Consider the following 24572-nt stretch of genomic DNA (forward strand, 5'->3'; position numbering starts at 1 on the left):
ATCCCACTTGCTATGAAAGCCTTATTAGACTTTATTCCTTTAATTGCCTTTTTTATCGCTGCTCGTTACAGTGGTATCTTGGCGGCGGCGGGTGCACTACTGATCGCCACCATCGTCGTTTATGCCATTCACTTCATTCGGCAAAAAGGCAAATTTGATAAACAGCAATGGGTCGTTTTGTTATTGACCATTTTGTTCTGTGGTGGCACGTTATTGCTGCGTGATGATGTCTATCTACGCTGGAAGTCACCAATCATCAACGGCATCTTTGCCTTGACGCTGATTGTCAGTGCCGCGATCAATAAACCCTTGATGCAGCTGGCCATGAAAGATGTCTTTTCACTGACGATGAGCGGCTGGAAAAAACTGACTGTCGCGTGGGGGTTGTTTTTTGCCTTTATGGGCATCTTGCATTATATCACAGCGTTTATGATGTCAGATGAAGCCTGGATCAACTTTAAAACTTATGGCTGGATTCCAATTATGTTGGTGTTTGTCGTCGCTCAGTTTGCAGTACTAAAAAAGCATCTCAATCCAGCATTGACGGATAAGTCGGCAAAGTAGCAAAGTCGCGCGCGTTATTATTTCTATGATTTTATAATAATTTGCAGCGCCAGCTAAATGCCAATCGCGACCATCATGATGCCATCTTGGCACATTTGTATCGATACTCGCGATTTTTTATCAGCTTATGTGGTTAGGGCTTGTTGAACATTCACCCCTTTTATTTACTGTTTATTTTATGAGGAAGTCTCATGTCCTTATTTGCCATCATCGGTCATGACGTAGCCGATAGCCGCGCGCAGCGTCAACCCACCCGCGCTGAGCACGTCGCCCGTCTGCAGGCACTCGACCAAGAAAACCGCCTAATTATCGCAGGCCCCACCCCTATCGAACACGGTTTGGAGGCAATGTCAGGTAGCCTAATCATCGCTGACTTTGACTCTATCGAGGCGGCGCAGGCGTGGGCAAACGACGAGCCCTACCTACGTGATGGCGTCTATAGCCATGTCGATATCAGACCTTTTATTCATACGTTGCCAAAATCTGGTAACGGCGCTGCACAAGTGACCAAACCGTGAGCCGATACCCCTCTGTAATAAATACGCTTGGCCCTACGTCTGCGCTTGCTAGAGTGTTGTTGGTCATGGCGCTGGCCGCGCAGTCTGCTTATGCAGCACCGAGCGTCACCGATACGGCTGCAAGCACTGCCGCCCCTTTGGTAGAGCAAGCCGCAGCAGGTGCAGCGGGTACCAACGCCAGCCTTGATATCAATAACTCCTTGGCCGCGCAGTTGCAGCCGTCCAGTCAAGCGCTCTCCGATGCCAATCAGCAGCTCCTTAGCCGCAATGCCCAATTGCAGCGGCAAGTGAATGACTTACAAACCCAAGTCAATGTCTTGATATATGAGAGTAAGGGCCAGTTGTTTTTATATGGCGCTTTTACGGTTTTGATCAGCTTGCTTGTGGGTATTTTTATCTCGTGGCTTGTGTTTGTCCGCCGTGAGCGCTGGTAGTTTTATTTATCGTCTTTTTGCTTTGTCTGATGTGACCATTTATGTCTAACGCCGCCCCAAAAAACAGCCGTACATCTGCCTCCTTGCCAGATAAACAGCCAAATAGCCAGCCAGATACGCAGTCGTCAAACAGTCACTCACCACAGCCTTCTGCCATCCGCCCTGCCAAAATCGACTGGCAAATGGATGACACGGGTAATAAAGTACCGGTATCTGGTGAGTTTGGTGATGTGTATTTTTCCCATGCCGATGGTCTCGCAGAGTCGCGTTATGTGTTTTTGGCGCACAATCAACTCGCCGAGCGCTTGGCAAACCTTGCGCCAATGCAATGCTTTAGCATCGCGGAGTTGGGGCTTGGCACGGGGCTAAATTTATTGGCAACGTGGCAGCTCTGGCGTGCGCTGCGTGACAGGCATCCGCACTTAGCCACAGCGAAGCTGCATTTTATTACCACAGAAAAATTCCCGATCGCGCACGCCGATCTTACTAAAATTTTAGCCTTATGGACACAGCGTGCGCCTGAGCTGGCCGAGCTGATTGAGCAGTTTTTGGCCGCCTATCCGCCGCTCATCGCAGGCTGTCATCGCTTGCGTTTTTTTGATGACAACTTAACGGTCGATATATGGTTGGGCGATGCCGCTGACAGCTTGACGAAATTGGCATCAGGGACGCACCTAACGCCAGCGCCTGCTATCGATGCTTGGTATCTGGACGGATTTGCGCCGTCTTGCAACAGCACCTTATGGGCTGAAAATATCTTTGCACAGATACAGCGGCTATCGTCTCCCAGCACGACCGCGGCTACTTATAGCTGCGCCGGTATCGTCAAACGCGCGCTAAAAGACTGCGGCTTTGAGATCAAAAAAGTCAAAGGCTTTGGCCGCAAGCGTGAGATGCTCACTGCCATCATGTCAGCGCCAGTAAGCGATGAGACGTATGAACACACTGATAATCGAGCGGCTGACCACCAAGCTATAGATAATGGCCATAGTATCGTCATTGGTGCTGGTATCTCAGGGCTGATGATGGCATGGACGCTGGCCAATCGCGGCATCCAGGTGACCTTGCTGGATAAAACGGCACCGTTGGCAGGGGCGTCAGGCAATCCGCGCGCCCTACTCGCGCCCAAAATGACGCCCATCCATCATGTCGACGAGCATCTGCATACTATCGGCTATCTCTATAGTAGCAGACTATATCGAACGCTCAATGACAAGGCTACGCAGCAGCTAGCGCCAGTGCTTGAGCCGACAGGCGCGCTCGATTTGCTGATAAAAGCCAATATCGGCACCGAGCAAATTGCAGATTATCCGGATGAGATGGCCACCACGCTACCACATGCGCAGGCACAAAGCATCAGCGGACTAACCATGCAAGACTTAACAGAAAACTTATATTTACCACAGTCTGGCTTGGTCAATCCGCACGCCTTAAAAAACACCATCCTGACGCATCCGCTCATCCGTTTTCAACAAATAGACGTTTACGATATTAGCGAGACGGCGCAAACCGCTACGATTAAAGGTAATGATCAGGATGATAGTATCGTCTCTCTTGATGCCGATAACGTGGTGATTTGCGCCGCTTATGAAAGCCATCAATTAGATCAGCGTATTTTTGATTGTCGGAAAATCCGTGGTCAGCTTTCGTGGTTTACACCTACAGCCGAACAACTCGCAAAACTACCTAAAATACCGCTTAAATATAGCGGCTATTGCACCTCATTTAGCGGGCAAGTTGGTGATGGTAGGTTGAATAATGTGGTAGAAGGCGAACAGTATTTATTGTTAGGCGCAAGCTTTGTGCGTAATGACACAGGCACCGATATTCGTGATGAAGAGCATCAGATTAGCCGTGACAAGCTCGTCACTGCCATTCCTGAGATGGCAGCAGTGATTCCAACAGATACCGCTCTATGGCGGGGACGTGCAGGCATTCGCACGCAAACGCCTGATTATCATCCAATGGTTGGGCTGTTGGTAGATAGTAAGCGGCTTTGGACAATGAGCGCAATGGGCGCAAAAGGCTATGCATTAGCCCCCATATGTGCTGAGGCCTTGGCAGATATGATGCTCGGCTCGTTTGCACCGTTGTCGGCAGCGATGCAATCACGCCTATCACCGAACCGCACGCGCTTGCAGACGCCGCTTGCAGACTAGGGCGTGTCCTCATTTTGAAAATGGTGATAAAAATGAGATAAATCGCCGTCAAACAAGGAAAATAGCGCAGATAATATCGAGATATTCGTCAGCTATTTGACACCGTTTGGCCAGATTTCGCCCATTTAGATGGCTATCGATTGAATTGAGGACACACCCTAGTTTAAAGAAAATACCATCACAAAGAAAACCACTATTTACCCTATAAAATACCGTTGGCGTGGTCGTGGATTGTTCCTATTGGTTTACTGTGCTTAAATATCGCTATCTTACTAGACAAGCAGCGCCTTATGACGACCCTAGCCCCCACATTGACGAGCTTTCTAAGAGCCATCCCTTCAAGTGCCATGTCTCAAAAGGCGCGGCGCCTTTATCTTTTGTTGCCTGCTGCCGTGCTCAGCCTGCAACTAGCAGCTTGTCAAGAAACGCCCGCGCCCGCTGACGGTACTCAAACTGAGATCCGCACCCAACCAGTAGCGGCCACAAATACTGATACCGATCGTGCTGATAGCGATGAAGCACAAACGGAGCACACTCAGATTGCGCCAGCAACAGCAACCGACCATGATGTCAACCTAACGGAATTAGAAAGCGATCTTGACGGTGCAGCGCCGGCTGCCTCCGATACGCCGCCTACCCCAAACCCAGAGCAAGCCATTAAAGGCGCGCAAATCACCGACGTGCGTTATATAAGCGCAGCTGGTGAGTCATTATCTGTCACTTTTGAGACCTCGGCGGCGGGCGTACTCAATGCCATTGTCACCTTGCCCAATAAATCAACGATGACCCTAAGCGCCCCAGAAGGCCAAGGCAATAACCCAACGTATCGCTCAAGCGATGGTGATGTTCAATTGGTCAGTCATGCAGGTGGCGGCAGTATCGACCTGATTAAAAACGATAACGTCAAAAGCTTTGATGCCATTAGTGCTGACGCTGAAGTCATCACTGAGTAAATTACCAGTTGATAATTTATTAAAAAACAAATGCCTTAAGCCTTAAGCCTCTTAAAAAGAATATTTTAAGCAATAAAAAAGGCGGCACACGATAATCACGTTTGCCGCCTCTTTCATGACTGCTTATTTTTAGCCAAAACCCGTTGTCTTGCCAAATACCTCGACCAGCCAACTCATAAGCGCCCACAGCCCCCACGCGATCATCGCGATGACGATAAGGCCGATGATGTCTGGGATATGCAGATACACCCAAGCCACAATAGGATTACGCCAAAAGCGACTTTGCTGCTGCTTGTCTTCTAATGATTGATGTAAAAACGGCCGATCCATATGCATGGTTTCGGTGATGCCATACTCATTATGTAGATGCTCATGGACGATTCCCAAAGTCTTGCGGCTGGGACGTATAAAGATATCCAGCAATGTGCCGATACCAGGGACGATACCGACCACCATATCGATCAATGCCAGTTTCACTGCAGGCGTCATCTTATGTGCCGGCACGCCTAGCTGACGACCTAATATAAAGGCATAGCTGGTCAACGCCAGCCCCGCCAAATCCCCTGCCAGCGGAATGGTTGACAGCGCGGCATCAGCGCCCATGCCTTGCTTGGTAAATGGCACCCGCACCAATGAGTCCATAGTGTTGGCAAATTTGGCCAGTTTACGCTCGGTGGCGATGACCTGCGCGCGCGTCAGTCCATGTTCAGCCAATTTGGCTTGATAATCGACGCTTGGACCATTGGGTTCTACCCGTTTTCCCGCTTTTGACTTTGATAGCTTGTTAAATTTATCCATTAAAAGTCGTCCATAGACACGCAATTGCAATAAGCGCAAAGACATAGCGCCCGACCCAGATATTGGCCAAAAACGCCTGAAAGCAAGACATTGCACGACGCGTGGCACAGGCGCTGTTTTGCTTAGCAAACATCATCGCCACCAACGCTAGTCCAAATACTGGCGTTATGCCAAGCGACGTCGGCGCAAAGTAGTGCCACATCACCACGCCCATAATGAGTAAAAATAGCATCTGTAGTAGCGAGATGATAACGACATCATAGCGGCCAAATAATATCGCCGTTGATTTAACCCCAATCTTTAGATCATCTTCACGGTCAGCCATGGCATACTGGGTATCATATGCTACCGTCCAGCACATATAAGCGATAAACAACAGCCAACACCAGATGTCAGGCGCGCCTTGTATCGCGACATACGCCATCGGTATCGCCCAGCCAAACGCGGCGGCCAAAAACACTTGCGGCAAATGGGTATAGCGCTTCATAAAGGGATAAATAAAGGCCAATATGACCGCCCCTAACGACCAATAAAACACTGCGATAGGCAAAAAAAACAATAAACTGGCGCTGAGTAAGACAAGTATCACAAAAGCTGCGATGGCTTCTTTGGCAGACAGGCGACCATCTGCTAATGGTCGGCCTTTGGTACGAGACACATGACCGTCGACCTTGCGATCGGCAAAGTCATTAATCGCACAGCCTGCCGCCCGCATAAAAATCGCCCCGAGCGCAAATAATACAAATACTTTTAGGCTGGGCAAGCCTGCCGTCGCTCCTTGCTGCTGCGCCTCACCCATCGCCGCCAGCATCACGCCCCATAGCGTCGGCCAAAGTAGTAGCTCTATACCGACTGGTTTATCAAAACGGGTCAATTGCAGGTAGGCATGTATTTTGTCTGAAAATGTCATGGTATTTTAATTATCATCAATAAAAAGTTAGGTAACCAGCTTATATGCTCGGATAAGATTACTGGATCTGCTGCCATAATTTATTGGCTTCGATCAGTGATAGCTCAGGATATTTTTTGCGTAGGGCTTTTATAGCCGCGATGTCACCTTTAGCAGCATGCTGACGTAGGTAAGCCAAATAAGCTTGCGTGCCTGTTTGCTCACGCAATCGTGCTTTTAGTTGCAGTATCTGTGTGCGTAGCGCGATGTTGTATAACAGTAGGCCCGCGCCCATGATCCATATGACTAACGCTGACATTCCGGCTCCTAAATTCATTAACTCCAAACACTCAAGCGGATTAACTGAGTCCATTCGTCGTAATAACAAAACGTCTATCACACAAAATAACCATCAAAGCGCACTGCTTCGTTATGCCAACTCTCATTGGGTGGTTGATTGGCAAGCGCTGGGGCGAGCTGTGGACGCTTTACCACCACGCGGCCTTGTTTGTCACTATTTTGCCTGACGATAGCTTGCGCATGTTGTAGCAGCTGGCGCTCTTCGTCCAGTGTCGGCGGGCTTGCTAACTGGTGCAGCGCTTGCATATGCTTGCCGACTTTTGCGCCTTTGCCAGTCTTGCTGTCTTGGTAGCTGTCTTCTGGAAACATCGGATCTAGATAGACCACATCGACGGCTTTAGTCTCATTTGTTATATCAGCTTGTAAGGTTGCAAAGTAGCTGAGCGCATCAGTGTTGATAATTTGCAGACGGCTCATCAGCTTTTGCCAATTGGGCTGTGCACTCATGCGCTGCTGCTCTACTAACAATAGCAATGCCATCAACGGCTGCTGCTCGAGCATGGTAACTTGTGCGCCGGTGCTGGCCAATATCAAACTGTCATGACCAAAGCCTGCGGTGGCATCAATCACACGGCTGTCCGCTGTGACCTTCGCTGCTTGCAGCAATAGCTCAGACTTACGCCCAGCGCTTACCACGCGGCGCTGCAATTTATCCCATTCTGGCGCCACGCTTAGCCCATCGCTCAGCCACGATAGCTTGTCTTTTTGATCCAATACTAAAACAGGTACGCTGGAGGTTTGGCTTAACTGCTGGCGACGTTTTTGAGTGAGCTTATCGTGCAATCGCTCAGTATTTAAGACAACGGGCAGCTGGTGCTGTACTATCAAGGCTTGCAAGCGCTCAATCTGTGCTTGCTGGCTATCGCTGATATAAAACAGGTGACAGTAACTTTGCACATTAGGAGGGTTAGCTGCTGGTCGCGGCGCGCTCATGACTATTTCTCTCTATTTATTACTTATATAACCACAAATCATCGCACCCATTTAGCCTGCCATTTGATAGCCAAATAACCAAGACGCCAACAATACGATGACTCCAGTGATAATCCGTAGCCATGCAAAAATCGTAAAATCACGGCGACTGACCCATGCTACCAGCCAGCGAATACAAAGCAGCGCGACGATAAATGACACCACTGTGCCTACGCCCAATACCAGCCAGTCTTCGCGACTGCTCAATACATCACCGTGTTTGAGCAAGTCTAATAATGCAGCACCCACAATGACCGGAATCCCCAAAAAGAATGAAAACTCAGCCGAAGCCTTGCGCGAGACGCCAAGCCACAGCGCACCAATGATGGTCGCCCCTGAGCGAGAGGTTCCCGGAATGAGAGCCAGACATTGAAACAACCCTATCATCAGCGCTGTCTTTAGACTGACGTCTTCGGCCTCACATGCAATGACGGTCTTAGGGCGTTTTTCGACATAAAAAATCAGCAGACCACCGATGATAAGCATGATAGCGACTGTGATCGGATTAAACAGATAAGTCTTAATCTCATCGGCAAAAGTAAAGCCCACCAGCATCACCGGAATAGTGGCGACAATCAGACTCAGCCCCAGCTGCCGTGGGTTGCTCATGCCAGCGGCCTTGCCAGTCAGCAGACCCATAAACGCTTGCCAGAGCCGTCCCCAGTAATCGTAAATGACCGCCAAAATCGCACCAAGCTGCACCACCACCACAAACAAATCAACTTTGTCTTTGCTCCAAAACCCCATGACATCGGCTGACAAAATCATATAGCCGGTACTAGAGATGGGCAAAAACTCAGTGATACCTTCAACGATACCCATGATGACAGCTTGAATTAATAAAATGATATCCACGGTGGTATTCCTAAACCCAGATTGACAGGTGACTGAGTATAATGTTTGCGGTGTTGTTATCGTCTATACGGCTAGCCGCAGTTAGGCCTTGCCTTGCTCTTTGAGGGTTTTCCATGCTTGGTTGCGCAGATACTTTGGTAGCGCATGTGCCGCATCGGTACCGCCAGTATGCATAAATTGGGCGATACCAATCTGCCCTATCACCACGGCGTCCGGCCAGACATCATCATGACACACCTGACCGTCTTGTGGTTTGAGTAATACTGAGCCATTACCAGCGATAGGTAAATTCAGCGTCGTCTGACTGTCATAATCGAGCAGCTGCTCTGTGCTTTCGTCATCAGCCGTCGACACTGGCTGCATAATGGCGGCTGTCTCTTCGGTCTGCTTTATCTTATAGTGACCAAAATATACTTGCTGCATCCGCGCATCAAGGGCGCTATAAACCTCTGTCACGCCATACTGCTGATACGCGCATTGGGCAATGGCCTGCAGGCTTGAGACACCAACGCAAGGCAGATCATGCGCCACAGACAACGCTTGCACCACGGCGGTATTGATACGTATGCCGCTAAACGCGCCAGGGCCACGGTTAAATATTAATGCTTGTATATCTGCAAGCTTTAGATTGGCCTCCAACAAGGCGGCATCAATCATCGGCAAGATTTGCTGGGTTTGCTGACGTTTGCCGCTCTCTGTATGAGCGGACAATACCTGTCCACTGACATCTAAAACGGCGATCGAACACTGATCAAACACGGTATCCATTGCTAAAAACATCACAACCTCAATTTTGTCGCTCGGCATAAACTTATGCCCTAATAAATCAGCGCCTATCATAGCATTTAGGATAGGCAAGTTTTATGAATTTCTACGTTTTTCATACTTTCTTTATCAGTACCAACTCGCGCTTGGCAAATATAAAAGACCCCAAAGCCGTCACAGCTTTGAGGTCTCTTTGATGGTCGTTATACCTGCCGTATTTATAATACTGACGACCATACTGACGACCATGACCGCCAATCAAGGCTTAAAAGCGCGTTTTGAACTTTTTGGGCGCTTGGTTTTGTAGCTCTTGCATCTGCTTTTGCATCTCTTCGGTGCTCGGCATGTTATTTGGATCCAGCCCCATTTGCTTTGCCATCTGTGCAGGATTCACATCTTTAGCGCCGCCTTGCTGACCACCGCCAAACAGTGGGCCGCCGCCAGATCCACCGCCGCCCATCAGGCCTTGCATCGACTTCATCATTTTACTGATGCCTTCTGGCTTTGAGATCATTTTCATCATTTTTGCCATTTGCTTGTGCTGCTTTAGTAAGCGGTTGACGTCTTGAATCTCGCGCCCAGAGCCTGCGGCAATACGGCGCTTGCGGCTTGGGTTGATCTTATCTGGGTTTTTACGCTCAAACGGCGTCATAGAGTTAATCAACGCCTCCATTTCACGTACTTTTTCTTCAGGTTTGGCATCCTCGACCGCTTTTTGCATGTCTGAGCCGCCCATACCTGGCATCTTGTCCAAAAAGCCTGCCATGCCGCCCATGCTCTTCATTTGCTGAAATTGGGTCAACAGATCCTCAAGGTCAAAATCGCCGCCCTTTTGTATCTTTTTCGCCATTTTTTCGGCTTTATCACGGTCGATTTTTTGTTCGACTTCTTCGACCAGACTCAGTACGTCACCCATACCGAGGATACGCTGGGCGATACGCTCAGGATGAAAGAGCTCTAAGGCGTCCAGCTTTTCGCCGCGACCCAAAAACTTAATCGGCTTGCCTGTGATGGCACGTACAGACAACGCCGCACCGCCGCGCGCATCACCATCGGTCTTGGTGAGGATAACGCCTGTTAGCGGTAGCGCATCATTAAAGGCTTTGGCAGTGTTGGCGGCATCTTGACCCGTCATCGCATCGACGACAAACAACGTCTCAGATGGATTGACCGCAGCCGTTAATGCCTTGATCTCATCCATCATGGTGTCGTCAATGTGCAAACGACCCGCGGTATCGATGATCAAGATATCTTGGTATTGGATTTTGGCTTCTTCGATAGCGCGGCGGGCGATATCTATCGGGTTTTCATCCGTGCTTGAGTTGACAAACTTGGCATTGACCTGACCGGCCACTTGCTCAAGTTGCTTAATCGCGGCTGGACGATAGACGTCTGCTGAGACCAGCATGACTTTTTTCTTTTGCCGCTCTTGTAAGTACTTGGCAAGCTTACCTGCCGTGGTGGTTTTACCCGCCCCTTGTAGGCCTGCTAATAGATAGACAACCGGCGGTTTACCAGTCATCTCTAATTGCTGGTTGGCACTGCCCATCATTTCGGTCAGCTCGTCATGGACGATTTTGACAAAGGCTTGGCCCGGTGCCAACTCTTTTAGCACTTCTGCCCCTAGTGCCTGCTCTTTGACACGTTTGACAAAGTCGCGGGTGACAGGTAGCGCCACGTCAGCCTCTAGTAATGCCATACGCACTTCGCGCAGCGTGTCTTTGATATTGTCTTCAGTCAGTTGTCCAGATCCTACGATATTACGTAGGCTCGACGATAAGCGTTCTGTTAAGGTATCAAACATAAATAACTCTCAGTTAAAATAATACAGTTAAAATAGTTGTTCGTTAAATCAGCGCTTAGTAAACCAGTTAACCGATTTATCAATAATATCAGGGTGTCTGAACATATTAAGGGACGCTTTTAGCACAAGCCCTTATGAGATGGTCACAAAAAACAGCAAATAATCCTGACTATACCATGAAGACGATACGGTACTTATGGTCGTTTTGCAGAGGTTTAAACCCTCTTGCTGCAGATAATGCGGCCACCAAGCATTTATCAAGAATAAGTAAGATGGTACTCAATTGCCACCCATTTTATGATAAATTGGAGGATTATTCTAATCATTCCGATAATACCACTTTGGTGATACATTGAGCGGTCATGTTGCGCTCAGTATGAGATGAGGTTTTATATCTGTGCACTTTGCATTCTTACTTGCTAGCCTGACTTATATAGCGGTCAGCGTTTACATCGGTTGGGCGCTGATTGCTGATAAACCTATCTACAAAGGCCGCAGTCTAGGCTTATTGCTGCTCGGGATGGCCGCGCATGCCGCGCTACTTTATCCATCTGTGGTGACGTTGTATGGCCTAAATTTTAATTTGTTTAACGTCATCAGCCTGATCAGCTTATTTTTCTTGTGTTTTTATGTGCTGTTTAGCCTGTATCGTCCGATTGTCAGCCTCGGTATCTTGGCGGCGCCGACCGCGCTGGCAGGCATGACCATCGGCTATGTCGGCCGTGCCCCCTATCAGCCCATTACCGATATCAGCCTCGGGCTTGAGACTCATATTTTACTGTCGCTGGCGGCCTATTGTGTGCTGCTGATGGCGGCGGTGCAAGCACTGTTTTTACGGCTGCAAATCCGTGAGCTTAAGCACAAAACCATCCACCGATTTTGGGTTAATAAACTGCCATCTCTACAAAGTATGGAGAGCTTGTTGTTTGATATGCTCTTAGTTGGCTTTGTCTTGCTTAGTATCGCGCTGGGGATTGGCTTTATTTACGTACAGGACTTGATGGCGCAGCATATCGTCCACAAAACCGTGTTTAGCCTGCTGTCTTGGTTGTTGTTTGGTGGCTTATTACTCGGTCATTGGCGCGCAGGCTGGCGCGGCAAACGTGCGGCCAACATCACCATTTATGCGTTTATCCTGCTGGCTATTGGCTTTGTTGGTAGCAAGTTTGTATTAGAGATGCTGCTATAGTTGGTATTTTCAAGCAGCAAACATAAAAAGACCGCCAGTCGTGATAGAAGATGACTGGCGGCCTTTTTACTGACATACAGTGATTTCAGCACTATTTGATTACATACCTTAATTAAACACCACGGTTTTATTACCCGCCACAATCACGCGGTTTTGTACATGCCAGTTGACTGCACGTGCCAAGACATTGCGCTCGATATCACGGCCAATAGCGCGCAGCTCCGCCACGCCCTGACGATGGGTGACGCGGTGTACGTCTTGCTCGATGATAGGTCCTTGATCGAGCTCGGCGGTGACATAGTGCGCTGTTGCGCCGATAAGTTTGACGCCTTTGTCATAAGCCTGACGATACGGGTCGGCACCGACAAACGCTGGCAAAAATGAGTGATGGATATTAATCACCTGCATCGGCCAGCGTTTGACAAAATCGGACGACAATATCTGCATATAACGCGCCAATACCAATAAGTCATTGCCTGCCATCAGCGTATGAATCTGCTCTTCGGCATCTGCTTTGTTGTCCTTCGTCACCGGTACATGATGGAAAGTGATGCCAAAGTTTTCTACCGCTTGGCGCAGGTCTGGATGGTTGCTGACCACACACGTAATATCACAATCGAGCAAGCCGCGCTGATGACGCCATAATAAGTCCAATAACGCATGATCGAACTTTGACACCAAAATACCGACCTTGGTTTTGATGGCATTGTTGTGTAGCCGCCACGTCATGTTGTGGCGCTTAGCAACCGTATGCGCAAAACTGGCCTCAAAGTTATCCATAATTTCGCCCAAGCCCGCCAAAGCAAACTCTAAACGCATAAAGTACTGCCCGCCCTCATGCGCGGTGGAATACTGATCCAAGGTAATGATGTTCGCGCCATAGCGATGGATAAACTCAGATACCGCTTGGACGATGCCCGCTTGGTCGCGGCACTTAATGAGTAGCGTCGCCGTATCGATAGCCGCTGTCGTTTGCGAAAATTTTGCTGATGTACTTGGCGATGACACAGCTGCATTGTCGCTTGGTGTGGTGTTACTTGGTGTTGTTTTACTTAGCATAATACGCCCAATTCAAAAAACAAAGCTATCAGCTTTACATGGTCATGCTGATAGCAAAAATCTAATAAAAGTATAGGAAACCGACTATTCTAATCGTTTTTACAAAACTTTGCTGATTGAGTTGCTTATATTTGGTGATTAAGATTATAAATGCAAAAACCCCCAACGCAGGGTTGGGGGTTTTGTAGAATGATAAGATAACTATTGTAACTACCTAATAGTATAAATATAGCTAGTTACATTACCATTTGGGGCAGTAGCCGTAATCTTAACCTCATCTGTTACTTGACAATTCTTCAGCTTAAAAGTTGTAAAAGTTCCTAAGTTATCACCAGGCATACCAGTTGCCACGTTAGCGGGTACCTTAGTAACACCTGATAAGGTTGCTTCACAAGTATTATTTTTGCTTTCTACACTAATTTCGCCTTCAGGTGGATTTACAAACTTTGAAGAAACACCCTGACCCCTACTGTTTGTAGTTATCGTATACTCTATTTCTCCAACTTTTACGATTACACTTGATTTAGGGTTAGCGTCAGCTACCTCTATCACGTATCCATTTTCTACTGCAACAATTTTGGCTGTTGGATCTGCAGAAGTTTGATCAATACCTGCACCACTGATCGTAGTACCAGAGGGCATAGGACTTAAGTCGTAAAACCCGCCACTATTGACGCGAAAAGTCACTAGTGTATCACTACTGAAAATAGCTTGGACTGGACGTACTGTAAAGTTATTAGCTTGATCTAAACTTCCGACAGTAAAGCGTGCATCATTACCATTAGAGAGTAAAGTAACAGCTTGATAGCGTACCACGGCATCTAAATCAGTATTACAAGTATTTGCTTTGTTTGGAGAAACAAACTCACTTATATAATTAGCTTCGTATTGACGCTTTTTCAGCTCAGACAATGATGGAAATTTTAGATTGATATATCTATCAAGGTTGTTTTCACACTGATTACTCGCCCCAGTTGTCATTGGATAAGTAAACTCACCAATTTCAAACTCACCGCTTTCATTATCATCACGAAATGTATCACCGATATTGTGAACTAATATATCAACACCTTCATCCCAAGCATTGTTTTCGTTCATATCAATATATTCTTTTTCACCTTCAGCAACCGCTAGAATGCTTACACGACCATCGCCCGGACGTGGATTTTGCGTTGTAAAAGTGACAGTACAGTTACCATCGACTGTGGCACAGCTCGAAGTAATCTTGCCACCTTCAGCAGTAAAGTTAATTACTGTGCCATCAGGCACTTTATTGCCATTACGATCTACCATTCTTGCATTTATTTGAGTGCTATCGCCATCATAAGACCAATCTAAAACGTTCTTCTCCCATGATAAACTAAGGCCCGTCTGAGTGACTCGTGAGCTGGCTACTGTTATATTTTTTGACAAAGCGTTTATTAATGGATCGTCTACTAAAGAAACCTCAATCTCTACTGGGCCAGGCGTTGTACCAGGAAATATAGGCACAATAATCTGACCATTAGCATCAGTGGTTGCTACATAAGACTGCTGGTTTCTATTCGGCCCAAAAGTAAGCCCAAAAGGTGACTTCTCTAAAGAAACTCTAACTTGTTCATTTGCAAGGGTAGTAGATCCGGAATATACTGTAAACTCCGCTTGTCCTGTAGAAGATGAACCACTACCTCGAATACCTAGACTTAGGTCATTAGAGGTATAAATAATTGAAGTAGCTTCAGCAGAGGCTACAGTAATAGTCGTTGATTTAGTTTGATTACCTGTACGTGCAGATACCCTCACTAAACCACTACATAGCGTGGTATCCAAATTGATGGCTTTAAAAACTGCTTTAACCATCCCTTCGCTATCAGAAGTAACTTGCTCTGGTATTTGACCGCAGCCACTATTGAGGTTTACTAAAACGCCACTCAGTGCATCACCTGCTTCATTAGTAACCTTCAAACTGATGGGCGTTTGGCCTCCTGATGCCAAACTATTGGACCCGACCGTTATTTCTGATAAAGTCACATTTGTTGCCTGAACGGAGAAGGTCGTATCGGCTGTGGCCGTTTGCTGATTATAGGTTGCATTCGCTGATATAGTATATGCACCTGAAACCTCTGCGTTATCAGGCTTTAAAAATATTTGTGCTATGCCTTCCGCATCTGTCAAAACTGCGCCTGATGTCGTTTGAGAAAGGCTTATCCCTTCTGCATCAATATCAAAAACAACTTTTGCATTTATAATAGGGTTTTTAGCGTTATCAACAACCTTTATTTGATAGTAAGCTCCCTCTAAGTTAACTGAATTTATAACATTACCATCAGCATTATAGAGTGCACTTTCAACAATATTGATTTCTTCGACATTTTGCTCGCCACCGTCAGAACCTCCTCCATTGCCAGGCTGCTCAGGGCCCAAGTCAGGTGTTGGTGCTATTGTATCTGTACCATCACCGCCGCCACAGCCAGCCAATGTAAGTGCTAAAGTTAGCGCTGTCAGTTGAAACAACTTAGAAGAAAGTGGACGTGAACTATATGACATATTTGGAACTCCGCATCGGCAGTAATTTATTCGCGCAAATAAGCAAGATATCATTGTCTAGAATCATGACAGACTGATAATGATACATAGAATTACAGTAAGGTTGGTTGTATTAACAGATTGTATTAAATATATAACAGCAACTTTACTGACTTTTGTTATAACTTACAACTAAAAAATGAATCTTTACTATTAAATAATCAACAACATAGACGGCTCATTTCAGGGTATAATAGTTACCCTTTAGACCGACGATAATCATAAAAATATTTGAGTATTCATCTGTTTTATGGTATAAATGTCGGCTTTAAAATTTTCTGAATTGGTGGGTCTGTTATTTGCCTTTAGTAACAGTCATATCAGCTCAACCTTCATATAGTTTTGTTTGGTGCAAAGCTGCCGCTTGCTGTGTCCATGCCGCAAAAACGCGCAACTTGCCCAGACTGGTATGAGAATCCCTCATACCTCATAGATTAGGAGTTCGCCATGTCTCGAGTTTGCCAAGTGACTGGAAAGCGCCCTATGGTGGGTAATAATGTTTCGCACGCAAACAACAAAACCCGTCGTCGCTTTCTACCAAACCTTCACAACCATCGTTTTTGGGTAGAGTCAGAAAACCGTTTTGTACGTCTACGTGTGTCTACCAAAGGTATGCGCATCATCGACAAAGTTGGTATTGATAAAGTGTTAGCAGATTTGCGCGCACAAGGTCAAAAAGTTTAAGCCACGCGCTTATCACCACCATCTAAAGGAAAGCTATCATGAGAGATAAAATCAAATTAGTATCGACTGCTGGTACTGGCTATTATTACACCACGACCAAAAACAAGCGCACGATGCCTGGCAAAATGGAGATCAAAAAATATGATCCTAAAGTCCGCCAGCACGTGATCTTTAAAGAAGCAAAAATCAAATAATACGGCAATGCTGATTATTTGAATATAAAAAAGGGCTTATCGATTGATAAGCCCTTTTTTTGTCTGTTTTATCTGCTACTTTTTTCTACTGTCACTCGCATGGCGCTTTGGCCGTAGGTTTTCAGCTAACTATCTGTCTATAGTACATCGGCTAGCTTAGTGCAGTACACCAGCCAACTAGCTATAATGCGCCGGCTCTTTGTCATAGACATGGGCGTGCCACTGGCTCATTTGTTTTTGCATGATCACCTGAATGGCAGCATGAATCATATGCTGACCTATCGCCTGCGTATCACTACCGAGGATGTCTTTGAGTTTTTCAGAAAAATCAATGGTCATGAGCGGTGCTTCATTTTGCTCAGCATCACGTAGTAGCAGTCGCCCATCATCGGCCTCTACCAGCTCAAGCGTGGTTTCTCTTCCAAATCCTGCGAATTGATCGCTATTCTCGTTATCTACTTCTATCTCATTATCGATATCGATGTCGTATGGCATTCATGTGTTCCTTATTGTCCCGTGATGAAGTACTGGCAAAATACGTCGCGTCTGGCCACGTGATTACGCTAAGTAATACGGGTAAAACTGTCTTATGCATACAATGGACGCTTTGGCCCTGAAATTCAAGGGCTGTCACGTAAGTCTTCTATTCTAGAGTCCGCTTTTGTGTCAAGTATTTGCGCCAGCACATGCGCCGATCAGCGCCAGTAGCGCAGTTTTGCTAAGGTAAATAAGAAAGCGACAAACATACCCAGATAATACATGAGCTTTAGCTCAAGCGATGGGTCACGGTATTTAAATGGCAAGGCAACAGTCGCTGTCGCCGTAGGAAATATCAGCAGCATCAGTAGCCAGTTTTCGATGACATTGAGCCAGCTTTGCAAGTCGGTGCCATGACGTAAGGATGACAGCCCAAGCAGCAGACAAGCCACTATCAGGATAATAAACAAACTGTTGGGTAAGTCTTTGGGAAAAATAAGATCGAAGATTTTATCAGAAGGTTTTGACATGCAAGCGTCCAGTCACGCCCAAACAGCGTGACGTATTTATGAATAAAAAGTAAGCAGTCACAAAAGGGTGAGTTCGCTCATACACACTAACCTGTCCTCATAACAGGGTATTTGATATGCACGATACGCAAAACCCCTTAGTTTATGCAGTATAGCGAGGCACATAACAACTTAACTATAAGTCCCCATCAGCCACAGCATGGCCACGCATGCGGTCAGCCAGCCAAGCGTTAAGGCATTACGAGTTTCGATATGCATGCCTTTGACTTTGTTGAGCAGGCGCGAACCCAGCCAAAAAAACAGCGGAATACCCAGCACAAAGGCTGGGACGATGACCGCTGCATGGCGCAGCACCGTCTCCACATCCTCACCGAGCATCAGCCGAAAGCCATAACCGGCTAAGCTGAGTACAAGCGCAAATACAGCAAGACCAATGGTAATACCTTTAGGCACTAAGCTGCGCTGTCGCGGCGCGTGGCTATTTACAGAATCAGGCGGCACTGATGCGTGTGGCGGTTTGTTTGTGTTCATATGTCACCTTTTTACCTTTGTAGGGCGCTCACGCTCACAGCAGCCGTGAGACGTGCCCCATCTCAGCTATGCGCTCGCGTTGGCCAATGCCAGCTCTGCACGCATGGCGTCGATTGCAGCTTTATAATCTGGCTGATTAAATATCGCCGAGCCTGCGACAAACATATCAGCACCCGCTTCAGCGATCGCACGGATATTGCTGGCCTTGACGCCGCCATCCACTTCAAGCCTGATATCACGGCCACTGGTGATGATGCGCTGACGCACCTCCCGCACCTTGCCCAGCGTACTGTCGATAAACGACTGACCGCCAAACCCTGGGTTGACACTCATTAGCAGGATTTGATCGACCTTATCCATCACGTAGTCCAAGTAGTGTAAAGGCGTTGCTGGGTTTAATACCAAACCGCACTCAGCGCCGCCATCTTTGATCAGCTGCAAAGAGCGGTCGATATGCGCGCTGGCTTCTGGATGAAAGGTAATGATGCTGGCCCCTGCGTCCAAAAACTGCTCAATCATACCATCGACAGGCGACACCATCAGATGCACATCGATAGGGGCATCGACGCCATAATCACGTAGCGCCTTACAGATCATGCTACCAAACGTTAAGTTGGGTACGTAGTGATTGTCCATGACATCAAAATGAATGACATCAGCGCCAGCCTCTAATACCTTTTCGACCTCTTCACCAAGTCTGGCAAAGTCAGCCGATAAGATAGAAGGCGCAATAAGATAAGGCTTAGAAGGACTGCTCATAAATAAACTACCTGATTGATGATTGTATAAAAATAACAAGGCTAGAAATAACAAGGCTCAAAACCACAGCTAACGCGGCTTATATTGCGTTTTGCAATAAGCGCGTCCTACGCTAAAGGAGCGTTTGGCGTCATGTTTGGTAGCACGGCAGCTGACACGCCGACGCCATAGGCGAAAAGACGACGGTTTTAGCGTGTGACGCATCAGCTTAATAACTACTTTCTCATTTAGACCATAACCATGCTCTATCGCTGAAAATGGCGTCCTATCCTCCCACGCCATCTCTATCACGCGTGATATCTGCGCCTCATCTAGCACGCTCAGACTACTACCTGTATGCTGAGGACAGGGCTGCGGCTCAGTTGACGCCCGCTTACCATGTTGCTTGCTTTGTAAGGCGGCAATCATATCAGCGCGCATAATGGTAAGCGAGGCTGAGGCACAAGCAGCCTGCGATATAGCAGGCTTGGAAGTTATGATATCTTGATAACTTGCCTTCATATTTTAACCTTAATAAACATAAGCAATCTACCGTACAGCACCTATATGAAAGCCTACGCACAAAAAACAGCTCGGGACAAACAAGCCACTAGCCAAACTGCGCCATACGCCAATGGTGCTCGATATGATCATTAATAAAAGTTTGGATAAAGTAATAACTATGGTCATGGCCTGCTTGATAACGTAATGTTAAGGGCTGTTTGGCTTTTTCACAAGCGTCAAGCAACTTATTGGTCTGTAATTGGCCGTCTGCCAAAAAATTGTCCGCTGCGCCTTGATCGACCAAAATACTTGTATACTGCTGACCGACTTTTTCTATCGTTTTTGCTACATCTGCTTGCGCCCACTGCGCTTTATCATCACCAAAGTACTCTGTAAAAGCAGCCTCGCCCCATGCCGACTCGCTGGCGGCGCATACTGGTGACAGCGCTGATACGCTGACAAACTTACTTGGGAATTTAAACCCTAATAGCAGTGCCCCATGACCACCCATTGAGTGTCCTGTCACACCGATGCTATCGATAGGAAACTCTGAGCGCAGTAAGTCATATAGCTCATCTACGATATAGCTTTGCATATTAAAATGCTCGGACCACGGTGCCTGCGCAGCATCGACATAGTAGCTGGCGCCCTGCCCGACAAAATAACGCTCATCATTTGGCACATCCACCGACTCACTACTTCTCGGCGAGGTGTCTGGCGCGATAAATATCATCCCAAGCTCGCTGCATTTTTGTTGAAAATGCGCTTTGTGCGTGACGTTATCGGCATTACACGTCAAACCTGATAAATATAAAACAGCTGGACAGCGGCGACCTGCGAGCGCCTCATCTGGCAAGTAGATACTAAATGTCATCGCAGTCTTTGTCGCTGTCGACTGATGGCTATAATAGTGCTGCTCGCCATCAAAACAGCGATTGGCACTAAGCTGCGTGAGCTGTGAGCTGGTAGAGAAGCTATGATGATAGGAGTTACTCATAAGTCAGATCCTTTTTATCTAAGATAAAATACTGGTCAAATATATGACGCTTAACGAGAGAATACATGGGCCATGCTGTCTTATATTGGTAAGATCAACGCATCCCATCAATAGCGGCGACCGCTGGACGGGCAGCGTTTTTAGGTGCGGCATCGATACCAGCCCCCTCTATAATGCGTGCCACTGGCGGCCGCGTTTTATCAAACAGCACTTGCTCAAAGGCTGGCAGCGCCGTCTCCATTAGACTACCGATGGCCATTTGCGGCTCAGAGGGCTCAAAGCCCATCAGGTTTTCGCGCTTACTAACCCGCCGTCTTGCGTCTTTAAAGGCCGCCGCAAAGCTGGTATTGCTACGTAAGCTCTCGGCAAAAAACGCCTGGCCAAAATAAGTCATCTCAGCGGTGTTGGTACAACCAAACGACATCTTATCAGCGGCTGAGGCGGTAATCACCACCGTGGTCGGCGACGCCAGCTCGTCGATAAACGAGCCAGAATAACAGGCAGACACCACAATCACTCGCCAGCGAATACCAGAAGTATCCAGTGCCTCACGCAGCCATGCCGCGTCGAGGTTTTCCATAGCGAGCGGCGGGTTGGCCAATTGAATCAGGTCTTCGGTGCCGTGTGATGAGAGCGTCATAAACAGCACATCTTCATCGGTATTCATCTGCTGGCCAATTTTTTTTAGCCCGCGCAAGATACTGGTCTTGGTCGCCACCGGCTCATCTAGCCAGCTATAAGTATTATTAATCAAAGCAAGCGAGCGACCACTGGTGCCAAACCGCACATCAAACAGCTCACGGACTTTATTGATCTCCGAGCGAAATACATTTTGCTCAGAAAACCCCGCCACACCCATAAAATACCAGTCGGTTTTGCCCGTGATACCCGGATCGATACTGTTTAGAGCGTTTTCGAGCAAACGCGGCTGCTTATAGAGCGCCGCCTCCTCTAGCACAGGCTCGATAGGAATTTGTTTAAATATGGGCTGATCAGCGACGTTACGCTGCCAGATAGTCAAAAGCGCCACCGCACCGAGCAGCACAAGGATACGCTCCCACCACGGAATACGCAGACGCCGCGAAAATATCCAAAGCAGTGCCAGTGTCTGCCACAAAAAAAGCAGCAAAAATAAAATAGGTAAAAACGAATAACTCCAGTCAGGTAACCAGCCATGACTGCCCAAAAACTGTACCAAGCTTTGTAGCAGCGCCGATAAGGTATCCGCGACCAGCCATAGTACCACGGGCACAAACACCAAGGTTTGATTGCTCGCTCGCCGTGCCAAGATGATACCACTGAGCAAGATAATCATCGGCCAAATAAGATAGCTGACCAGTCCTTGCTCATTAAACACGCTGCCATTTTCGGCTGCCAGCCACGAAAACAGCACATTACTGCTCAGCGCCAATAGCGCAAAAACAGCAAACTGTATAAACGTAGGCTTGACCCAAGAAAACGCCCGCGTTGAGCCTACTAGCATCCATAAGGTTGCAATGATATTGGCCGCGAAATTGAGCGAAAAACGCTGAAGCGATACGGTTTTTAACGACGCAAGTGACAAAGACTTAGACCTCTAGCCAGTCGAGAGAAATAACGCAAATCAAGGATAGCACGCTTTACTGTCAGCGTTTTTTAATAGACCATTTTATATACTTTATCTAATGTTTGTACGGTGTACCGACAGCAATTTTATCCCTAATTGACGATAAAATAGGGTTAAAAATAAAAAACCCAGCCAAATAGCTTAGCGCGCTAATCTATCGCGATTGTAACGGATTGTCGCCTAAGAGGATAAGGCTGATTTGTAAAATTCGGCTATATTTACATAAAAACATATAAAAAAAGAGGCCTTGAGTACAAGACCTCCTTTATTAGTCACTGATATCAGCCGTGCTTACTTCATCAATAGCTCGTTGACGCGTTTTAGATACGCGGCTGGGTCGTCAAGTTGACCACCGTCGGCCAATAGTGCTTGATCAAAAATCACTTGCGCCAGCTCATCAAACTGCTCGCTGGTTTCTAATTTTTTGATCAATGGATGCTCTGGGTTGACTTCAAGCGTGGGCTTGCTCTCTGGCACCTCTTGACCCATTTGCTTAAGCATCTGAATCATCTGCGGGGAGAGCTCACCTTCGCCGACCACCAAACACGCTGGGCTGTCGACCAGACGCGTTGAGACTTTGACGTCTTTGGCACGTGCGCCTAGGGTCGTTTTTAGTTTGTCAACGACTGGCTTCATGGCCTCTTGCGCCTTTTCCGCTTCCGCTTTTTCTTCTTCGTCTTGCAAATCGCCCAAATCTACCGCACCTTTGGCGATGTTTTGTAGCGGCGTGTCATCAAACTGGGTCAAGAAGTTCATCGCCCACTCATCGACGCGGCTGGTCATCAAGATCACTTCGATGCCTTTTTTCTTAAACAGCTCAAGCTGCGGGCTGTTTTTGGCAGCAGCGAGGTTGTCAGCCGTGAGATAGTAGATGGCTTTTTGCCCATCTTTCATACGCGCTTTATAGTCCTCAAAGCTGGTCTCGATCTTGTCATTGGTGCTGGTGGCATAGCGCAGCAACTTGGCAATACGCGCTTGGTTGCCCATGTCCTCGCCCAGGCCTTCTTTGATGACATCGCCAAACTCGCTATAGAACTGCGCAAATTTTTCTTGCTTATCGCTGTCCTCGCTGTTGGCAAGGCTCGCCAGCAAAGTCAGTACGCGGCGCGCGTTACCATCACGGATAGATTTTACATCGCGTGACTCTTGTAACAGCTCACGGCTGACGTTCAGTGGTAAGTCAGCAGAGTCGATCACCCCTTTGACAAAGCGCAGATACATCGGTAGTAGCTGCTCTGCTTCATCCATGATAAAGACGCGTTTAACATACAGCTTTAGCCCATGCTGCTGCTCGCGTGTGTACAGATCCATTGGCGCTTTTTTAGGAATATATAACAGCTGGGTGTACTGCACGCGGCCTTCGACACGGTTGTGTGTCCATGTGAGCGGATCGTCCATGTCATAAGTGATGTTTTTATAAAAATCGACATATTCATCATCTTCGATTTCAGATGCTGAGCGTGTCCACAGCGCACTGGCTTTGTTGATGGTTTCCCATTCATCGGTCAAGACCAGCTGACCACCGGCTGGTGCGTCGCTACTATCGTTTTCGTCCGCACCTTCCTCTTTGACATCTTCTTGCCAAACTTCTTTACGCATCTGAATCGGCAAGCTGATGTGATCTGAGTATTTGTTGACCAGACGCTTGATCTTCCCGCGGTCTAGGTAGTGGTCTTCACCTTCACTGTATTCTTCTTTTAAGTGCAGCGTGATACGGGTGCCACGAGTGTCTTTTGTGATGGTCTCAACCGTAAAGCTTCCCGTGCCATCAGATACCCAGCGAACGCCTTGATCGGCAGGCTCACCGGCTTTGCGCGACTCAACGGTGATGGTGTCGGCCACGATAAACCCTGAATAAAAGCCCACCCCAAACTGACCAATCAGCTGACCGTCTTGTTTTTGCGACTCAGACAGCTTATCTAAAAAAGCTTTGGTGCCTGATTTGGCGATGGTACCTAGGTTTTCGATGGCATCGGCTTCATTCATACCGATACCATTATCGATAAAGCTGATGGTTTTGGCCTCGGTGTCGACATCGATGCGAATCTTAAGCTCGCCGTCGTCTTCATAAAGGCTGTCATCATTGGTGGCTTCAAAGCGCAACTTATCACAAGCGTCCGAGGCGTTAGAGACCAGCTCACGAACGAAAATATCGGCATTAGAATATAGCGAATGGGTCACCAAGTGCAGTAGCTGGGCGACTTCTGCTTCAAAACTGTGTTTTTTTACATCAGCGGAACTTTGATTGTCCACTTGGGTCTGCTCACTCATAAAAACTCCTATTATTCATACCAAAGATGCTGTCATCAGCAGCGGTGAATCACAAATTTTCCAATACCAACAGTATGGCATCTCTGGCCATAAAGGCTGGGCGATAAATACTGTTAGGCTGGTTAATCAGATAGGGGCACAGGCAAAAATTTCAAG

25 protein-coding genes are annotated in these 24572 nt (G+C 47.4%); 8 read left to right on the top strand and 17 right to left on the bottom strand.

The window, feature by feature from the left end:
- The first annotated feature begins 12 nt into the window (after positions 1-12).
- From ispZ to CAP50_RS10520, 5 genes are all read left to right on the top strand, one after another.
- Positions 13-564 (top strand): septation protein IspZ, encoded by a 552-nt coding sequence (ispZ, locus tag CAP50_RS10500; RefSeq protein ID WP_100749956.1) that lies wholly within the window; start codon positions 13-15, stop codon positions 562-564.
- Between the two features lie 191 nt (positions 565-755).
- Entirely contained in the window at positions 756-1082 is a 327-nt protein-coding gene (locus CAP50_RS10505; protein ID WP_100749957.1) for a YciI family protein, read from the top strand.
- Positions 1079-1516 (top strand): hypothetical protein, encoded by a 438-nt coding sequence (locus CAP50_RS10510; RefSeq protein ID WP_075100498.1) that lies wholly within the window; start codon positions 1079-1081, stop codon positions 1514-1516. The genes CAP50_RS10505 and CAP50_RS10510 overlap by 4 nt, the downstream gene beginning before the upstream one ends.
- 182 nt (positions 1517-1698) lie before the next feature.
- Complete coding sequence (gene mnmC / locus CAP50_RS10515; protein WP_241900763.1) at positions 1699-3675, top strand: FAD-dependent 5-carboxymethylaminomethyl-2-thiouridine(34) oxidoreductase MnmC; 1977 nt, start codon at positions 1699-1701, stop codon at positions 3673-3675.
- 290 nt (positions 3676-3965) lie between these two features.
- Entirely contained in the window at positions 3966-4628 is a 663-nt protein-coding gene (locus tag CAP50_RS10520) for a hypothetical protein (protein WP_241900744.1), read from the top strand.
- Positions 4629-4757: 129 nt separating this feature from the next.
- On the opposite strand, the gene CAP50_RS10525 is transcribed toward CAP50_RS10520, so the two are convergent.
- The 7 genes from CAP50_RS10525 to ffh form a co-directional block, all read right to left on the bottom strand.
- Positions 4758-5426 (bottom strand): DUF4112 domain-containing protein, encoded by a 669-nt coding sequence (locus tag CAP50_RS10525; protein WP_100749960.1) that lies wholly within the window; start codon positions 5424-5426, stop codon positions 4758-4760.
- Complete coding sequence (gene ubiA, locus CAP50_RS10530; protein ID WP_100749961.1) at positions 5419-6336, bottom strand: 4-hydroxybenzoate octaprenyltransferase; 918 nt, start codon at positions 6334-6336, stop codon at positions 5419-5421. The genes CAP50_RS10525 and ubiA overlap by 8 nt, the downstream gene beginning before the upstream one ends.
- 58 nt (positions 6337-6394) lie before the next feature.
- On the bottom strand, positions 6395-6634 hold the full coding sequence (locus CAP50_RS10535) for a hypothetical protein (protein WP_100749962.1): 240 nt from the start codon (positions 6632-6634) through the stop codon (positions 6395-6397).
- A 77-nt stretch (positions 6635-6711) separates the two neighbouring features.
- On the bottom strand, positions 6712-7608 hold the full coding sequence (locus CAP50_RS10540) for a class I SAM-dependent methyltransferase (protein WP_100749963.1): 897 nt from the start codon (positions 7606-7608) through the stop codon (positions 6712-6714).
- A 51-nt stretch (positions 7609-7659) separates the two neighbouring features.
- Complete coding sequence (locus CAP50_RS10545; RefSeq protein ID WP_075100492.1) at positions 7660-8502, bottom strand: undecaprenyl-diphosphate phosphatase; 843 nt, start codon at positions 8500-8502, stop codon at positions 7660-7662.
- An 81-nt stretch (positions 8503-8583) separates the two neighbouring features.
- A complete protein-coding gene (gene tsaB, locus CAP50_RS10550; RefSeq protein ID WP_100750092.1) occupies positions 8584-9282 on the bottom strand; it encodes a tRNA (adenosine(37)-N6)-threonylcarbamoyltransferase complex dimerization subunit type 1 TsaB in 699 nt (232 codons plus the stop codon).
- Between the two features lie 250 nt (positions 9283-9532).
- Positions 9533-11071, bottom strand: coding sequence for a signal recognition particle protein (ffh, locus tag CAP50_RS10555; protein WP_100749964.1), 1539 nt, complete (start codon positions 11069-11071; stop codon positions 9533-9535).
- 397 nt (positions 11072-11468) lie between these two features.
- Between ffh and CAP50_RS10560 the strand changes: the two genes are divergently transcribed.
- Positions 11469-12260 carry a cytochrome C assembly family protein gene (locus tag CAP50_RS10560; RefSeq protein WP_100749965.1) on the top strand — a complete coding sequence of 264 codons (792 nt, stop codon included), beginning with the start codon at positions 11469-11471 and terminating at the stop codon, positions 12258-12260.
- A 108-nt stretch (positions 12261-12368) separates the two neighbouring features.
- Here CAP50_RS10560 and purU read toward each other — a convergent pair whose 3' ends face one another.
- Together purU and CAP50_RS10570 are read right to left on the bottom strand one after the other, a co-directional pair.
- Positions 12369-13319: a formyltetrahydrofolate deformylase gene (gene purU, locus CAP50_RS10565; RefSeq protein WP_100749966.1), complete on the bottom strand. Its 951-nt coding sequence runs from the start codon at positions 13317-13319 to the stop codon at positions 12369-12371.
- Positions 13320-13529: 210 nt separating this feature from the next.
- Complete coding sequence (locus CAP50_RS10570; protein WP_100749967.1) at positions 13530-15845, bottom strand: Ig-like domain-containing protein; 2316 nt, start codon at positions 15843-15845, stop codon at positions 13530-13532.
- Positions 15846-16331: 486 nt separating this feature from the next.
- Here CAP50_RS10570 and rpmB point away from each other — a divergent pair, with 486 nt between their 5' ends.
- Both rpmB and rpmG read left to right on the top strand, forming a co-directional pair.
- Positions 16332-16568, top strand: coding sequence for a 50S ribosomal protein L28 (rpmB, locus tag CAP50_RS10575; protein ID WP_075100488.1), 237 nt, complete (start codon positions 16332-16334; stop codon positions 16566-16568).
- A 38-nt stretch (positions 16569-16606) separates the two neighbouring features.
- Complete coding sequence (rpmG, locus tag CAP50_RS10580; RefSeq protein WP_075100487.1) at positions 16607-16762, top strand: 50S ribosomal protein L33; 156 nt, start codon at positions 16607-16609, stop codon at positions 16760-16762.
- 177 nt (positions 16763-16939) lie between these two features.
- On the opposite strand, the gene CAP50_RS10585 is transcribed toward rpmG, so the two are convergent.
- From CAP50_RS10585 to htpG, 8 genes are all read right to left on the bottom strand, one after another.
- Positions 16940-17257, bottom strand: a complete 318-nt coding sequence (locus tag CAP50_RS10585) for a hypothetical protein (protein WP_075100486.1) — start codon at positions 17255-17257, stop codon at positions 16940-16942.
- A gap of 200 nt (positions 17258-17457) precedes the next feature.
- Positions 17458-17769, bottom strand: a complete 312-nt coding sequence (locus CAP50_RS10590; RefSeq protein WP_100749968.1) for a hypothetical protein — start codon at positions 17767-17769, stop codon at positions 17458-17460.
- A gap of 171 nt (positions 17770-17940) precedes the next feature.
- The gene (locus CAP50_RS10595) at positions 17941-18300 is read right to left on the bottom strand and encodes a hypothetical protein (RefSeq protein WP_241900745.1); all 360 of its coding nucleotides are present in this window, start codon (positions 18298-18300) and stop codon (positions 17941-17943) included.
- A gap of 66 nt (positions 18301-18366) precedes the next feature.
- Positions 18367-19059 carry a ribulose-phosphate 3-epimerase gene (rpe, locus tag CAP50_RS10600; RefSeq protein ID WP_075100483.1) on the bottom strand — a complete coding sequence of 231 codons (693 nt, stop codon included), beginning with the start codon at positions 19057-19059 and terminating at the stop codon, positions 18367-18369.
- A 69-nt stretch (positions 19060-19128) separates the two neighbouring features.
- Positions 19129-19383: a TIGR03643 family protein gene (locus tag CAP50_RS12910; RefSeq protein ID WP_342365020.1), complete on the bottom strand. Its 255-nt coding sequence runs from the start codon at positions 19381-19383 to the stop codon at positions 19129-19131.
- 265 nt (positions 19384-19648) lie between these two features.
- Positions 19649-20539 (bottom strand): S-formylglutathione hydrolase, encoded by an 891-nt coding sequence (fghA, locus tag CAP50_RS10610; RefSeq protein WP_100749969.1) that lies wholly within the window; start codon positions 20537-20539, stop codon positions 19649-19651.
- A 94-nt stretch (positions 20540-20633) separates the two neighbouring features.
- Positions 20634-22103, bottom strand: a complete 1470-nt coding sequence (locus tag CAP50_RS10615; RefSeq protein WP_100749970.1) for a C13 family peptidase — start codon at positions 22101-22103, stop codon at positions 20634-20636.
- A gap of 333 nt (positions 22104-22436) precedes the next feature.
- Complete coding sequence (gene htpG, locus CAP50_RS10620) at positions 22437-24416, bottom strand: molecular chaperone HtpG (RefSeq protein ID WP_100749971.1); 1980 nt, start codon at positions 24414-24416, stop codon at positions 22437-22439.
- Between the last annotated feature and the right edge of the window lie 156 nt (positions 24417-24572).

Origin of the sequence: Psychrobacter sp. L7 (assembly GCF_002810365.1) — a bacterium.
In the GTDB taxonomy this organism is placed as follows: domain Bacteria; phylum Pseudomonadota; class Gammaproteobacteria; order Pseudomonadales; family Moraxellaceae; genus Psychrobacter; species Psychrobacter celer.